Genomic DNA, 14,856 nt, shown 5'->3' with positions numbered 1-14,856 from the left:
TGTACAGGAGACCATTTGATTATTCATTCACCTGCTTGCTTTTTAAAATAAGCCGTCATGACGTTCACAGCTGTTTCAATCGCATTTTCGTCAGGCGTGAGTTTTGCATGGTGCAGACCATATTCTGAATCTACCCCTAGCCAAAACATGAACCCAGGGTATTTTTTCAGCATGTAGCCGAAATCTTCTCCTGTCATCGCTTCTCTGCATTCAATGACGTTCGCAAGACCTTCTTCGGCTACATATGACATAAATTCTTCTGTCAAATCCTTTGAATTGTCCACTTCGTAATAAGATGAAGGGTATCGAACTGTCACCTTGCATTCATAGCCAATTTCAATTCCCTTTGCAAGTGCTTCAATTCGTTTTCTCACCTTTTCCATAGACTCTGGCGAGAGCGTGCGAATGGTACCATCAAGCTTTGCATGCTGCGCAATGATATTTTGAGCAGTGCCACCTGTAATCGTGCCAACTGTAATGACGGCACTATCAAGAGGGTCCACATTTCGTGAAATCACCGATTGCAGCTGCCCTACTAGTGCACTTGCAGCCACCACCATATCATTTGCTAAATGAGGGTATGCGGCATGCCCGCCTTTTCCTTCAAGATCGATCACAAGCTCACTCGTATTAGCAAATAATAGGCCCGGCTTTGTTGCAATCGTGCCGACTGGATATTCAGGTGCAATATGCAGCGCTGTAATAAAGTCTGGCGTCCACTTTTTTAGAACATCACTTGCAAGCATTGGTTCAGCTCCGCCTGGCCCTTCTTCTGCCGGTTGGAAAATAAATAGCAGATCTTCTTTGATTGGCTGATGCACGAAATGATCAATGATACCAAGAGCAATGGTCATATGAAGATCATGTCCACATGCATGCATGTAGCCTTCATGTACCGATTGAAATGGGTAGCCCGTTTCTTCAGGGATAGATAATCCGTCCATATCTGCACGATACGCAAAGACACGCGCAGGATTTGTCCCTTTTACTTTCACAAAAAGTCCAGTCCGCCATGTTTCCATCTCAATTCGATCTGTTGGGTACGATTCGAGATGCTTGATGAGGTAAGCTTGTGTTTTAAATTCCTTAAAACCAAGCTCAGGAATTTGGTGCAAATCTCTTCGAATGGATATTAATTGCTCACGATTTAACAAGTGAACTCGCTTCCTTTCCTCTATACGAATAAGACGTGGATATATCATCCACGTCTATGTCTTCAGCTGCGAATTGTGTCAATTAAAGCTGACGCAGTTCTTGTTTGATTTCAGTTTTACCTTTTGTTTTTTCATCAATGTCTTTGATTTTCTTTGCAGGTGTACCTGCTACAACCGTGTAAGGCTCGACATCGTTCACAACGATCGCTCCAGCTGCTACAACTGCACCTTTTCCAATTGTCACACCTTCTAAAACAACAGCGTTTGCACCGATGACAACATCATCTTCTACTACAACTGGCTTAGCAGAAGGCGGCTCAATAACACCTGCAAGAACAGATCCCGCACCGATATGACAGTTCTTACCTACTGTCGCACGGCCGCCAAGAACAACGTTCATATCAATCATCGTACCTTCACCGATGACTGAACCAATATTAATAGAAGCACCCATCATGATGACTGCATTATCGCCAATTTCCACTTGATCACGAATGATTGCACCTGGCTCAATACGTGCTTTGATGTTTTTCAAATCCAACATAGGAATCGCAGAGTTACGACGGTCATTTTCCACGACAACATCTTCAATTTTGTCTTTGTTTGATGCTAGAGCTTCTTGAATTTCGCTCCACTCACCGAAGACAACACCAGTGTTACCTGTGATAAATGTTTTTGCATGTTCACCAAATTCAATACCTTCTAAGTCCCCTTTAATGTAGACTTTCACAGGTGTTGATTTTGTACTATTTTGAATAAATGAAATAATTTCATTAGCGTCCATTTGTTTCATGTATGTATGTCCTCCTCTTAATTTATACTTCATTACTGTACCAAAGGAGAGTTTTAATGACAAGTGAAAGAATCGTCTGCGCCTTGGCAAATAAAACAAGCGGGCCTCTTTATCCCGCTTCTTGCTGGTGAAGATGAACAAATTGTCTACCAAAAGAAATCAATTCCTCTTCCTCGTTTCCTTCTGGATTCAGCTCAATTTTGATGGATGGTAGGACGATATCACCGCCCAGTTCTTTCACTTTTTCTTCAATTAAATCCACAGCTCCGCAAAAATGTTCATAAGATGTATCTCCAGAACCGAATACAGCAAATGCTTTACCCGTCAAATCCAGCTCTTCCATTTCCTCATATAGATCAATAAAATCATCTGGAAGATCACCATCTCCCCAAGTATATGCACCTAACAGAATGTGCGAGTAATCATGAAGAAGTTCAGCATCAATATCCATCGCTTCATGCCGATCCACGCTAGCCCCAGCTTCCTTTAATCCTTTTTCGATTAAATCAGCCATTGCTTCTGTATTTCCTGACATTGTGGCATACACCAATAAAACTTTTTTCGTCACTTTTTCTTCCTCCTTATTAATGAATCAGTGCAGGTTCCTCATAAGGCCTGACAAACTTACTTTCATATAAACCCGCACAGAAAAAATTCTCCTTTTGATTGGCGACACGAAAACCGTGCCCTTTGATCGTATCAAACCACTTGAGCTCTTTTTGCTCTATATCAAGCTGATATACCTTAGAAAATCCATGCTCGTCCTGTGAGGTGGTCACGTACACAATGCCGTTATCCTCTGACACATCCAAAAATGATTCCTCTCGCGCAAAAGCTTGTGATTGAATATCATGCAGCATATTTGTATGTAAGTCTAAAATTTGAACAGATCCTCTTTTCCCTTTTTTAGAGCCCAACGCACAGACAAGGAGGTGTTCCCCGCAAAGCAGCATAGAAGCAGTCATTCGGTGCTCTTCTCTGTTTAGGAGAAAAACCTGTTCACTTTGGAAGTCATACACCCATATTCCTCCATGCACCTCATGAATCTGTGTTCCAATATAAAGATAATCACCGGCTACACATAATGAGCGAATCACAGGGGGCTGATTTACATGAGCAAATGGCTTCATAATTTCCCAGGAAATTCCGAAATCGGTTGACACATAAATACTATGCTTTCCATGTGCGCATACAAACCCATCTTTGCGTCCTGTAATAGACCAAACAACTGCATTTGTCGGAAAAGATGATAACGCCCATGTGTGGCCCTCATCTCCTGATCGTATGACAGTTCCATTTTCACCAACACCGAACAAATACGAACCAATATAACTGATAGCATGGATTTTATGCTTGAGCTTAAAAAGCTGCTGCCATCCGCCCTCCACACTGTAATGAAAAATACCTTCTCGTTTGACAGCAACAAAGTAGCCGCCACTTTTAGACGCAGCAACAGCTGTCGCACCTTTATGAAACATGATTTTCAACTCTTTTCTCAGACAATGATGCCCACGTTAAAAAGCTCGTTGCAAACTCCTCACAGCACGCTACATCTTCATCTGTATCTGGCGCAAGTTCCATTTTCAATGTTTCAGGAAATACGGATGCACCTGTCGATTTCAGCATGTCATGAAAGGTATGAACAGCCTCGCAAAACTTCGGATAACTGTAATCGCCTGATCCAAATACCGCCGCTTTGATGTGACTAAGTTCAAGTGCTGAGACCTCGTCATAAAAATCTTCAGCTTCATAAGGTAAATCACCGTCACCCCATGTATAAGAGCCGATCATGACATAATCGTATGAAGAAAGATCTTCTGCACTTGTGTCGTCAAATTCCATCATCTCTGTCTCTATCCCTTTTCCTTCAAGCGTTTGTTTTAAGATCGCTGCCATATCTTCCGTATTGCCAGACATACTCGCAAATGCAATTAGTGCTTTCATCTATTGGTCACCTCATCTAAATGATAATCATTTTCAATTATTATATGTACACTTTAAATGATAATGATTTTCATTGTCAAATGTTTTATGAAAAGGTGCTGTTCAAAATACACATGACGTACATCAAAAAACCGCTCATTCCAATTGGAAGGCGGCTTTAATTGATCATCACTCTATCTCTTTGTGATGTACTCTTTTTTTATTTCTGAATAAAATATGGACCGCAATCGGTTTCGTGCGTCATCACAAATGTCCAATTTTCTTCCCAATCCATGACATACAGATCGCTATAGTCCATGTGTCCGTCTGTATATGGCAATTCCTTCACTGACAGGTCAGCGGCGTTTTCAAACAGATACGCTTCTTGAGTAAATTGATAAAAAAGAGTACATGTATGCTTTGATTGCTGATGAAAGGCGTTTATCGCTGCCTCTTTTTCAAGGCATTCAACTTTTCCCCAGCTACATAAGTGCCATAGGAAGCCATCCATTCCAATCTCTTTTTGTTCTTCTAAAGAAAGATGACTTGCAAAACGTCCACGCCATCTCTCGCGTAAATAAGTTCCCCACTTCGGTATATCCGTCTTCTTTTTTTGTTGATTTGTCATCATTTCTTCCAGCTTTCTTCTTTTTCAGTATGAAACATGTAAATCTATTAAAAACCCAATATCCTAAAAAAGCACCTCCTCTTCCAGAAGTACTTACACTGCCTCACTTTCAAGCATTTCTTTCACCACACCAACAAATGCTTGAACTTGTTTTAACTGAAAAGAGGCTTCATATCCTAACAGCCACGTGTCACGTCCGATTTGCTCTCCATTTGCGTCTACGAGCGGGGTTTTGTGTACGCTTTTCTCATGATCATATAGGGTGACCGAAGGCAAAATGGCGTAGCCGATACCGTGATAGGCCATTTGTTTACATGTCTCAATCTGGTCCACAAGAATCGTCTGTTTTGGCGACACTTTAAACTTTTGATGCCACCAGTGCTGAATTTCTTGATAATAGGTGCTATCACTTTTAAATTGAATCAACGGGCGTTCTGTCTCAATTAACTCATCCACGTCCTTGATAACAGAATCGACTAAATATAAATGATCGGTCATTAAGTATTCCTTTGTGCCCTTCCAATCAGGATTCCCGCGAATGATGCCGATGTGGACATGGTCTTCATACAGACTTTTAAGCATCTCACTGCTCCAGCCTGTCACAAGAGATACTTTGGCATTTGGGTATTTCTCGACATACCGCTTCAACACCTTTGGCAGCCAGTGCTGACCAATAATGGACGCAACTGCAAGCTTGAGTGTACCGTGAATGTCTCCTTCAAGCTCGTCAATTCTCTCTCGCACTCGATCCTGCTCAGTCGTGACCTCTTTGGCGAATTGAATAATCTGTTCGCCAGCTGAAGTGACTGTCAAGCCTTTTTGTGAACGAAAAAAGATTTTGGTTCCCCACTCTTTTTCAATCGTTTGCAGTCTTTGAGATAAGGCAGGCTGAGAGACAAAGAGCCGCTCTGAAGCCTTTCTCATATTCAATTCCTCACTAAGTACAACAAGCATATGTAACTCTTGAAGCTGCATGAACGCCCTCCTTCTCTTGATAAGTTTTTCTTATTTTATATAGTCATTATATAAATAATAGCTTATGAAGGCAAAAAAAATAAGCTGGGCTGCAGCTCATTTTTTTGCGGAATGAATGACCTCATTTAAGCGCTTTAATACAACACGCCGAGTGAAAATTCCTTCGAATACTTGCTCTTCATTTTCCACACAAACAAATCCATTATTCGTCACAGCGTGAACGCCTTTTAAAACAGGATCCGTCGTTTTCAGTCTTGGAATATCTGATAGCATGACCTCTTCTACCTTCAATTGGTCGAGCTTTTCAAATTCAATTCGTTCTAAGCCAAAGATTTTATCCATGATCATATTTGTTCCAATTAACCCATGAAGGTGATAAGAAGCATCCAGAACAGGTATGGCTGTATATCCTGTTTTTGTCAGGACCAATAGGGCGTGCTCAAGATTATTTCCAATTTGAACGTGTGCCACTTTATCTGCATCAATCATATGCTCAGCTACTGTTGACTCAAGTAATTGAGCCGGTTCTATCTCTATCATGTTTCTTCGACCCCTTTTCTCTCAATCATCAATCAAACATTCCCCTTTAACATTAAGCATAAACTAAAACGAATTTTGTCGAAAGATTTTTTTCTGCATAAAAAAGATACTCAGCGTAGAGTATCTAATAGAATGTTCAATCGATATTAATTCTCAAACCTTACTCTGTCATACAATGTGATCAATTTCTTATACGTATTGTCGTCGACATTTTTTGTTCCACATTCTATATCATTGATCTCACTGCTTAGTAATTCGACAGCATATTCCTGATTCAGTAATACGTTTAATAATAGCTTTTTCTCTTCTTCATTAAAACGATTTTCGATGACGCTCATTCAACATCAGGCCCCCTGTTTCATATATGCTTTTATATTGATTAGCAGGCGTTTGAATGTCTGCTTCCTCTCTATACAGCTAGAATAAGGAACTAGAATCGAATCGTCAACCGCACGTTTCGACAACGTTTGGAGAAAAATGACGGAATTTATTTTGTGTATCGATTGGCGTAGCAAAATGCTGCGTATGAGTCGGGTTTTATTTTTGCTTCAATTCCCATGGCTGTGATCATTCCGGTCATTTCCTTGATCAGCTCTTTTGTACTTCCTTTTTTGCCAATATCTAGATGGACTTCAAAACGAAGGTCTGCCCCTTCCTCAGCAAACGGAAGAAGCAAATCCATCAGTTCTGTTAAAGGTCCCTCAAGGATGTCTGCACATACCTTTTGGCTAAACGCTGTCTCTAATGAAATTTTTTCTCTAAGACTTTGTACAGGCCGATTCAACACTTGCTGCGTGAGACAGCCCCAAGCTCCTTTGCCGATCCGGTGAAGATGAATAGCAGTCATAAATGTTGTGACATTCTGATTGACCTGAGAGTCCGTACCAATTGATAGTACATAAACAGATCTCGGGTCTTTTTGAATAAAGTCTTTCATTCTCATGACAACATCAGAAAACGCTAAATGCTCTTCAGAAAGATTAAAGAAAAAAGAATCACTCACAGAAAGGAACTCCTTTTTAATGGTCTCTTATCCGAATATTGCACTGAATGATCATCTTCCTTTTGCTTATCACCTATGAAGTGTATGCTTCCGCAATCAACGAAGGAATTCTTAGAAAAAACATTTCATACGATTCAGCTTAGGATTGTAGAAGCTCAAAAATCTCAATCGAAATCATATCAATGTTGTCAAATGGGAAAGTGTTTGGCTTATCCCCTTGTTGAAAAACAGTCAATTCAAACGTTTGATTCTTTTCGAAATACTTAACACTACAGATTTTCTCACCGTTCACTTCGAAATAACGCTGTGCCGGCTCGTTTGCAGCTTCTGCTGTCTCTTGAAGACTTTGCAGCCTTGTAATGATACCCATTAATTGTGACATTCTAAAAAAAGACTCCTTTCAAAAAAACAACTCAAGATGAACCCGTATTGATTATACACAAGTCCTACAAAGCATCATACCATAAAGTGTTCTCAGATGATATTTTTCCTCTTGAATTCAAAAAAAGAAAAAGAATCTGTTTTTTTATTTTGAGTCTTTTTTCTTATCTCATGCATCTTGTTTTTTATAAACCGGCCGATCTCATCAGGCGTTTCGCAATTTCGTCAAAATCTTCTTTTGAAATACCTGGAGCAAACTCTTCCGGCAAATCTCTATAATCTGGCACGGGTGCACCTTTTGGCGTGCCCTCAATAACTGTCAGCGGCTTTCCATCAATCGGATGGTTTCCTTTCCAAATTTGATTGATATCCTTATAATCCGTGTCACTAAATGTATACAGCTTTGTATGAACATTTTGATCTTCAAACTTTCTTGCAGAATCAAAGTATTTATTGTCGAGATTTGGAATCGGCAGCATCTTCCCAACATCTACTCCTGTCGCTACCTCAAGGGCTTTTGCATACGCCACAACATGTACGCCGCCTCTGACAAGTAAATAACCGATCATTTCTCTTGCCGTAGGGTGATCCGTCATTTCATATACGCGCATTTTATGCGTACGAGCTCCGCACTCTAGGAAGAAGTTATGAAGAAGATCCAGAATCAGATTACCACTTGAGAACACATTCTCACCTGTCCACGGCTTTGCCATGGAGTCAAACGGATAGCCTGTTTGTGCCGTTTGGATAAAATGCTGCGTATTTCGTTTATCAACAGCCGCTTTCATCGGGGTCGTATCTGGATCGCCCCCATGGGTGGTTCCCGTAATCATGAGATTGACTGCAGTTGTCACAAGCTCTACATGACCGAATTCTTCAGCTGTAATACTTGATACAAGATCATAAAATGGTTTGAGCTTTCGTTTCCCTCTAAAGTTAAACGATTGAAACATGTAGTTATTTAATGTGGACATTTCACCAAATTTTCCGCCGAGTAATTCTTGCACAGCCGCTGCACCATTTGCATCTGGGTGATCAGGCATTGGTAAATCAATCAGCAGCCGCTTGTCACGTTTGATCATGACTTTTCCCTCCTACTGTCTAACTATCATCATTTAAGGTGTATGGATGAATTGGGATGTCCTATGCATGAAGGGAATGATTGGCGCACAAAAAAAACTTGGCGGGGGTAGCGCCAAGTTTTTTGGATCTTGATCTGATAGAGGGGTTGGGGAACAGAGAGTAGCTTCTCTCTATAACTAAATGATAATGATTATCAGTTTCATTGTCAACCATTTTTTCTATCTTTTTTCTAATAAAAAAACAGCCATGACGGCTGCTTTTAAATTAATCCTTCCTGCTCATAGAGATACGCATACGGAAGATCTACAAACAAATACACGTCTCCCTCTAACGGATAAGAAAACGTACGTATTCGTTCTCCAGTTTCTAAATCACTGTAGATATCGCTGAAAAATCCTTTTCCGCTAATTCTCATTTGAAGAATATTCGCTAGAAAATAAGGGCGCCAGCTCCAGTTTTTCTCTATATACTCTGGCTGAAACAGCCATTCTTTCTCTTTCTTAAACACATTCCCAGTGATTTGAAACCCTTCTTCATTACACATATAAATGCGAAAGCTGCAATCGGTTAGTTCATGTGCCAGTTTTTGTATAAGTTCATCATTTGTGCTGCATGATTTTTTTAACGTACTGACGGCTTGATGTATTCGCTTATAAAAGGTTTCAGAATGTTCATAGACAGCTTGGAGTTTCTTTTTCTCATGGGCAATGAATTGCTGAAATTCTTCTTTAAGCTGTTCTTTTCGTTTGTTCCGGTCAATTAATTCTGCCGCAGGCTCGTGAAGGTAGAAGCCTTGAAAATATCTTCCGCCATTTCTCCATGCATATTGCAGCTGAAAATTCGCTTCAATATCTTCATAGATTAAAGCCGCTCCTATTTTTCTTGCAAGAAGTGAAATGCTGTATAACACATATTCATAGGAAGGAGATGGAGACGAAGCTCTTAAAGCCTGTAGATCTATTTTTAATAGATCAGGTGAAAGCAGAGCAATCCGGTCAAGATTGCTGCTTTCTTTTCCTATATTAGATACGGCGATTTTGATCCCATATGTACGATAATACGTTAACGTATGGTAAAGCTGTTCAATGTCGCCGCTAAACGTATGTTCAGTAATTTCAATGACAAACCGGCTAAGCTGAATACCCTTTGCTTCATATTCTTTTAAAAGTTCTAAAAAACTTTCGCCATGATCAAGCATGAGGACATTCGCATCATGATTAATAAAGATGAGCAAATCTTCATCAGCGGTTGTGAAGAGATCAAGCGCTTGACTTAATACTTTGTGATCTACTTCCAATTTATATTCGTCAGGAATAGATGAATCCGTAAAGAAGGAGCCTAGACTAACTGTTCCCGACTCAAGCTTCATTCTTCCAAGAATCTCATAGCCTATCACTTTTTGTTCCTCCGCACTGAAGATCGCTTGATAGTGCGGGAAAACATCTTCAATATTCGTTAAAATATCCAATGGATCGACCATTTTCATCACCTGCTTCTCTCTTTGTGTGATTATACCATATCAAAAGCAGGTCTTACACGGTCATTCAAAATGGTGATTGGTTGAGCCATTGCCCCCCATCCATCGTGATACAATCTCCATTCATATAAGATGCATGCTCAGATAATAAGAAACTCGCAAGTTCTGCAATTTCTTCTGGTGTGCCAAGTCTACCGAGCGGAACACTATCTAATGTTCTTTGGGCAGCCTCTTCAGATTCCCACAGTTTATCAGCACCACCTGTTCTTTCAATGGGCCCCGGCGCAATGGCATTTACGCGAATGCGATATTGCTTTCCCCATTCGACTGCAAGCGTTCGGGTAAGTGATAGTACGCCTGCTTTTGCGGCTGCTGAATGCGCTACACCAACACCAGCCCCCCATGCATATGTGGCGACCATGTTGATCATACTTCCGCTTTTCTTTTGACGAATCCAATAGTTGCCCACTGCATGGCTGCAAAAAAAGGTGCCATTTAGCACAATATCAATGACCGCTTTCCAGCCGTTAGGAGAAAGTTTTTCTGCTGGAACTAAAAAGTTGCCTGCTGCGTTATTAATAAGTGCATCCACATCACCAAATGTATCTACTGCAAACTTCACCATTTGATCAGCATCTTCTGGATGTCGCACGTCCATTTGAAAATAAGCGATCGAACCACCTTGCTGTTTGATTTCATTTGCCGTTGTTTCAAGGGTCTCTTCTGTTCTTCCAGTAATCAAAACATTCCAGCCCCCGAGTGCCAAATGAGTCGCCATCGCCTTTCCCATTCCGCTTGATCCCCCTGTGACAATCACTGTTTGCTTCGTCATTTGTTCTCCCCCTTTGTGTGTTTTGAATGACTATTCATTCATTATCCATCTATCATATCATGATTTCCCCTCCATACACCATATGGGAGATTCATCAAAAATCATGCTATACTTAAATTTATTTTTAAAGGAGTCTTATATGAAGCAACTTTCCCGTAGGCAGTTTTTAAAAGGAGCAGCTGGTGCGAGTATTCTCGGACTTTTGGCGACCACATCCGGTTATGGCTATGCCCGGTACATTGAGCCGCGCATGATCGACACCGTATCACTCACCATTCATGATGCTCAGCTACCGGCTTCTTTTGACCAGTTTAAAATTGCGCAATTTAGTGACGTTCATTTAAGTGATACATTCCCTGCAAAAGATTTAGAGACTGTTGTCCAAAAGATCAACGCTGCATCTCCCGATCTCATTGTGTTTACAGGTGATCTTGTTGATTTTGAATCATCGATTGAAGAACATGAAAAAGCCAAAGCCTCTTTGTCTAAGCTTGATGCTCCGTTTGGAAAGTTTGCCATATGCGGAAATCATGACTACGGACCATTTGGCATTGATCTATATGAGGAAACGATGAAAGCTTGCGGTTTTACATTATGTAAAAATGAAGTATTTCACTTAGAAAAAGAAGGCGGACGCATACAGATTGCTACACTGGATGATCTCATGATGAGTATGCCTGATTACCATTTCATTAAACGAGAAGTCTCTTCTGATCTCTTTACGTTATTGCTTGTGCATGAGCCTGATGCCGCACTAGAGCTTGAAACAATACCTATTAACTTGCAGCTTTCTGGGCATACGCATGGTGGTCAAATACAGCTTCCTTTCTATGGACCGATTCTCACAGCACCTTTTGGGCGTACATATGTCGAAGGCTTATACGGTAGCTATCAGCACCGTATTTATGTCAACCGCGGGCTTGGGACAACTAGACTGCCGCTTCGGTTTTTAGCCAAACCTGAAATCACTTTTTTCACCTTAACATCTCACGTGTAAAGAGAAGCCAAATCACCTTTTCCTGCATATGTATAAACAAAGATCATTCTCATGACAAATGTTAGGAGAAACCTTACTGGGCCTGATCCCGTCCATATAGTATATGTGAGGCGGGGATCATGGCTTCTTTTATTTGAGTAAAAGGAGTGTGCTTTCGTGCTGCGATACACGGTAAAAAGTGGAGAAACACTTGCTTCTATAGCACTTGATTTTCGAACAACAACAGATGCTTTAAAGGCTGCAAATCCGTCACTTCAAGCCCGCGAACCAGAACAAAATGAAGTCATCATCATCCCTGGGTTACCGGATCCTAACACGATCCCTTACCGCATATCTGTGTCAATTTCAGCGAAACGTCTCGTGCTGTTTTCTGGATCACAGCTCTTGCGCTCATACCCGATTGCAACCGGCAGAATATTAAACATGACACCGACAGGTTCTTATTATATTGTCAACAGACAGCCAAACCCAGGAGGTCCCTTTGGCGCCTATTGGCTGAGCCTTTCAAAAGTTCATTATGGCATCCATGGAACGAATAACCCGTCTTCAATTGGTAAAGCTGTGTCTAGAGGGTGCATTCGCATGTACAATCAGAATGTTATCGAACTTGCTTCAATTGTTCCAAATGGAACACCTGTGACCATTAGCCAGTAGGAGAAATCAATTGTACGAATGGTTAAAATTTTATATGATAGAAAGTGGGATCTTCAGGTTAAGGAGCGTATTTATGGATATTTTTAAAAACAGAAATTTTGTTCGTCTCTTTTTTGCAGCACTTGCCTCGCAAATGGGGACAACAGTAGGCAATATGGCGTTTGCCTTTTATTTGCTCGATCATTTTAGTCATCAGCCCGCTTACGCCACTTTAGCAGAGCTAATGTATTCACTGCCTACGATCTTTGTCTTTTTTATGGTCGGTGTGGTCGCAGACCGTTTTGATCGTAAAAAAGTCGCAGAGAATTGTGATTGGATACGAGCTGGGCTGACGATCGTTTTATTTATCGTCATTTATTTTAATTCACTGCCGCTTATTTTCTTGATCTTGTTTATACGAAGTGCCATTACGAAGTTCTTCTATCCAGCTGAAGCCTCTCTCGTTCAGGCCATATTAAATAAAGATCAATATGCAAAAGCTGCTGGTTTAAATCAGATGCTGTTTAGTTTGTTTATGGTATTTGGTGTTGGAATAGGTGCCATTATGTATAAAACGATTGGACTTCACGGTGCCATTACCATTGATTTGGTCAGTTTTATTATTTCCGGTATTCTCATTCGATCATGCAATATTCCAATTGAAGCACGACAGCCAAATGGACAAGCAGGCTGGAAAGGCATGACCGTTAAAACGTCTCTAAAAGATTTTAAAGAAGGCATTCTCTATATTTTAAAAAATAAATTATTGGCTTCTTTAATTTTCGGCTTTTTTGTTTTTGGTCTTGTAAATGGCGCATTTGCCGTTCTTCCGATGTTTACAATGAAATACGGTCTTTCACCGGACCATTTTGAACTGCATACATCCTTTTTTACGATCGCGATCGGTGCCGGACTTCTAGTTGGAAGCTTACTTGGCTCTATTCTTGCGAAAAAGGTAAAGATGCAATATCTCATGTCGATTCCAATTCTAGTTGCAGGTATTTTAATTTTTGTCCTTGGTTCTACCCATACATTATGGTTATTTTATGTCACATCATTTGTCATTGGTACATGTATTGGTCCAGTCAACATTGTCATTGGAGGCTGGCTCCCAAGAATTGTTCACCCTCGTCTGATGGGACGCGTATCAGGGTGGGTTGATCCGCTCACCATGTTTGCACAATCAATGACGCTAGGTTTAATTGCCGTGTTATTTCCAAAGCTCATCACCAATGTTTCTTACATTTATTACGGAATGGGTATTATTATTTTACTCGTTTTCCTTTTTTACTTCATTACACTGCCAAAGTTCAGCAGAGAAGCTGCCGATTTAGATGTGCAACGTGAATTAAAAGGACAGGGAGTACAATAGATGAAGCAAAAAGGGCTAAAATAATGTTTATTTTAGCCCTTTTTCTTCTTTTCAGCGTGATAGAAAACCTTTGCAGTCTAGGAAGGGCGAGTAATGGAGCGGAGCGAATTTCACATTCGTGAGCACCAGCACGCAGGACTGACAAAGATTGCGAGGGTTTGTCTACACGCTGAAAGGACTTTCTTCTATAGAAAGTCCTTTTTTCATGGGTGTAACATAAACGACGATTATTTTTTCTGCTCATGGAAATGATTCGAAGCAAAATGAACGATTCTATCGACTGTATAAATGCTAATAAATAAGATGAGAAAAAGAAGAAAAGGATGAATCGGCCGATCATCTATCACGTACACAATGCCTCCAACGACAAAAGCGACCAATAAAGGAGTTAAAATATCTTTCAATCTAAACCGTCCTTTCTGTCCTCATTGACTTTGATCTTCATATTTTATAATATATTTTCCTTTTTATAAAATAAAAGGAATGTGCATAAAATTGCAACAATTTTAATAAAAAACCTTTACATTATTGGAAGTTTTATAGTAGGATAGTCAGGTTGGAGGTGAGGGGTATGCTAAAAAGCTATTATTTTATTCATACAAAAAATGATCAAGGACAATATGTTGTACATACAGAAGACTGCGCATTTTTAGGTGATGCAGCAAGTCGTACGTTGATTGGTCTGCACATGAACAGTGAAAGCGCCATGGATGAAGCCAAAAAAATGACGTGTGAAACTGATTTTAACGGCTGTTTTTACTGTGCTTATTCTAGCCATACGAAATAGTCCATGTTTTTAAGCCATATGTTCGACTTTGATTGTCTTGCATATGGTAGATTTTATCCGGCAATCCCGTTCTCATATAAGTCATTAACTACCCATTTATTTTAAAATAGGTAGTTATCTATGTTTAATAGTTCACTTTATATACATTTCACATATTTAATTTACCTATCATCTATCAATGAACCCAATTTCTTCTTTTCCCCTCTTATTTTAGGCTGGTATAATGCCATGAATAATATCATGTATACAAAACACGCTGTCCCTATCCACTGGAAAAG

At 40.2% G+C, this 14,856-nt stretch carries 19 protein-coding genes; 4 read left to right on the top strand and 15 right to left on the bottom strand.

The features are described from left to right. Positions 1-23: 23 nt before the first annotated feature. The 14 genes from V7L95_RS13685 to fadH all read right to left on the bottom strand — a co-directional run bounded on the left by V7L95_RS13685 (position 24) and on the right by fadH (position 10,789). Positions 24-1,202 (bottom strand): N-acetyldiaminopimelate deacetylase, encoded by a 1,179-nt coding sequence (locus V7L95_RS13685; protein ID WP_340966871.1) that lies wholly within the window; start codon positions 1,200-1,202, stop codon positions 24-26. 34 nt (positions 1,203-1,236) lie between these two features. Continuing rightward, a complete protein-coding gene (dapD, locus tag V7L95_RS13680; protein WP_008347987.1) occupies positions 1,237-1,947 on the bottom strand; it encodes a 2,3,4,5-tetrahydropyridine-2,6-dicarboxylate N-acetyltransferase in 711 nt (236 codons plus the stop codon). Positions 1,948-2,056: 109 nt separating this feature from the next. Then, positions 2,057-2,515: a flavodoxin gene (locus V7L95_RS13675; protein WP_008347989.1), complete on the bottom strand. Its 459-nt coding sequence runs from the start codon at positions 2,513-2,515 to the stop codon at positions 2,057-2,059. 16 nt (positions 2,516-2,531) lie between these two features. Then, complete coding sequence (locus V7L95_RS13670; protein ID WP_017359418.1) at positions 2,532-3,425, bottom strand: hypothetical protein; 894 nt, start codon at positions 3,423-3,425, stop codon at positions 2,532-2,534. After that, positions 3,415-3,891 carry a flavodoxin gene (locus V7L95_RS13665; RefSeq protein WP_017359419.1) on the bottom strand — a complete coding sequence of 159 codons (477 nt, stop codon included), beginning with the start codon at positions 3,889-3,891 and terminating at the stop codon, positions 3,415-3,417. The genes V7L95_RS13670 and V7L95_RS13665 overlap by 11 nt, the downstream gene beginning before the upstream one ends. 199 nt (positions 3,892-4,090) lie before the next feature. Then, positions 4,091-4,498: a DUF4275 family protein gene (locus tag V7L95_RS13660; RefSeq protein ID WP_017359420.1), complete on the bottom strand. Its 408-nt coding sequence runs from the start codon at positions 4,496-4,498 to the stop codon at positions 4,091-4,093. A gap of 93 nt (positions 4,499-4,591) precedes the next feature. After that, entirely contained in the window at positions 4,592-5,473 is an 882-nt protein-coding gene (locus V7L95_RS13655; RefSeq protein WP_144740322.1) for a LysR family transcriptional regulator, read from the bottom strand. Positions 5,474-5,569: 96 nt separating this feature from the next. Further along, positions 5,570-6,013 carry a cyclic-di-AMP-binding protein CbpB gene (gene cbpB, locus V7L95_RS13650; protein WP_007498671.1) on the bottom strand — a complete coding sequence of 148 codons (444 nt, stop codon included), beginning with the start codon at positions 6,011-6,013 and terminating at the stop codon, positions 5,570-5,572. 146 nt (positions 6,014-6,159) lie between these two features. Beyond that, the gene (gene abbA, locus V7L95_RS13645) at positions 6,160-6,351 is read right to left on the bottom strand and encodes an antirepressor AbbA (RefSeq protein WP_008347999.1); all 192 of its coding nucleotides are present in this window, start codon (positions 6,349-6,351) and stop codon (positions 6,160-6,162) included. 149 nt (positions 6,352-6,500) lie between these two features. Further along, positions 6,501-7,016 carry a ribonuclease H-like YkuK family protein gene (locus V7L95_RS13640; protein ID WP_251185960.1) on the bottom strand — a complete coding sequence of 172 codons (516 nt, stop codon included), beginning with the start codon at positions 7,014-7,016 and terminating at the stop codon, positions 6,501-6,503. A gap of 139 nt (positions 7,017-7,155) precedes the next feature. Further along, a complete protein-coding gene (locus V7L95_RS13635) occupies positions 7,156-7,398 on the bottom strand; it encodes a DUF1797 family protein (RefSeq protein WP_003212254.1) in 243 nt (80 codons plus the stop codon). 184 nt (positions 7,399-7,582) lie between these two features. Continuing rightward, positions 7,583-8,479: a manganese catalase family protein gene (locus V7L95_RS13630; RefSeq protein WP_007498675.1), complete on the bottom strand. Its 897-nt coding sequence runs from the start codon at positions 8,477-8,479 to the stop codon at positions 7,583-7,585. A 260-nt stretch (positions 8,480-8,739) separates the two neighbouring features. After that, complete coding sequence (locus V7L95_RS13625) at positions 8,740-9,960, bottom strand: EAL-associated domain-containing protein (protein WP_008348004.1); 1,221 nt, start codon at positions 9,958-9,960, stop codon at positions 8,740-8,742. A gap of 64 nt (positions 9,961-10,024) precedes the next feature. After that, positions 10,025-10,789 carry a 2,4-dienoyl-CoA reductase gene (gene fadH / locus V7L95_RS13620; protein WP_046527698.1) on the bottom strand — a complete coding sequence of 255 codons (765 nt, stop codon included), beginning with the start codon at positions 10,787-10,789 and terminating at the stop codon, positions 10,025-10,027. Between the two features lie 139 nt (positions 10,790-10,928). On the opposite strand from fadH, the gene V7L95_RS13615 reads away from it, so the two are divergent. The 3 genes from V7L95_RS13615 to V7L95_RS13605 all read left to right on the top strand — a co-directional run bounded on the left by V7L95_RS13615 (position 10,929) and on the right by V7L95_RS13605 (position 13,791). Next, on the top strand, positions 10,929-11,786 hold the full coding sequence (locus V7L95_RS13615; RefSeq protein WP_017359422.1) for a metallophosphoesterase: 858 nt from the start codon (positions 10,929-10,931) through the stop codon (positions 11,784-11,786). A gap of 156 nt (positions 11,787-11,942) precedes the next feature. Beyond that, positions 11,943-12,440 carry a L,D-transpeptidase family protein gene (locus tag V7L95_RS13610; RefSeq protein WP_008348009.1) on the top strand — a complete coding sequence of 166 codons (498 nt, stop codon included), beginning with the start codon at positions 11,943-11,945 and terminating at the stop codon, positions 12,438-12,440. A gap of 73 nt (positions 12,441-12,513) precedes the next feature. Further along, positions 12,514-13,791: an MFS transporter gene (locus V7L95_RS13605; protein WP_008348012.1), complete on the top strand. Its 1,278-nt coding sequence runs from the start codon at positions 12,514-12,516 to the stop codon at positions 13,789-13,791. Between the two features lie 227 nt (positions 13,792-14,018). Here V7L95_RS13605 and V7L95_RS13600 read toward each other — a convergent pair whose 3' ends face one another. Then, positions 14,019-14,195 (bottom strand): hypothetical protein, encoded by a 177-nt coding sequence (locus tag V7L95_RS13600; protein ID WP_008348014.1) that lies wholly within the window; start codon positions 14,193-14,195, stop codon positions 14,019-14,021. 167 nt (positions 14,196-14,362) lie between these two features. Between V7L95_RS13600 and V7L95_RS13595 the strand changes: the two genes are divergently transcribed. Then, positions 14,363-14,578 (top strand): hypothetical protein, encoded by a 216-nt coding sequence (locus V7L95_RS13595; RefSeq protein WP_017359423.1) that lies wholly within the window; start codon positions 14,363-14,365, stop codon positions 14,576-14,578. The last annotated feature ends 278 nt before the right edge of the window (positions 14,579-14,856 follow it).

This window comes from Bacillus sp. PPSBB_11 (assembly GCF_038023285.1).
GTDB lineage: Bacteria > Bacillota > Bacilli > Bacillales > Bacillaceae > Bacillus > Bacillus altitudinis.
The sequence above is the reverse complement of the archived record's forward strand: the minus strand, read 5'-3'. Positions and strand labels throughout refer to the sequence as shown.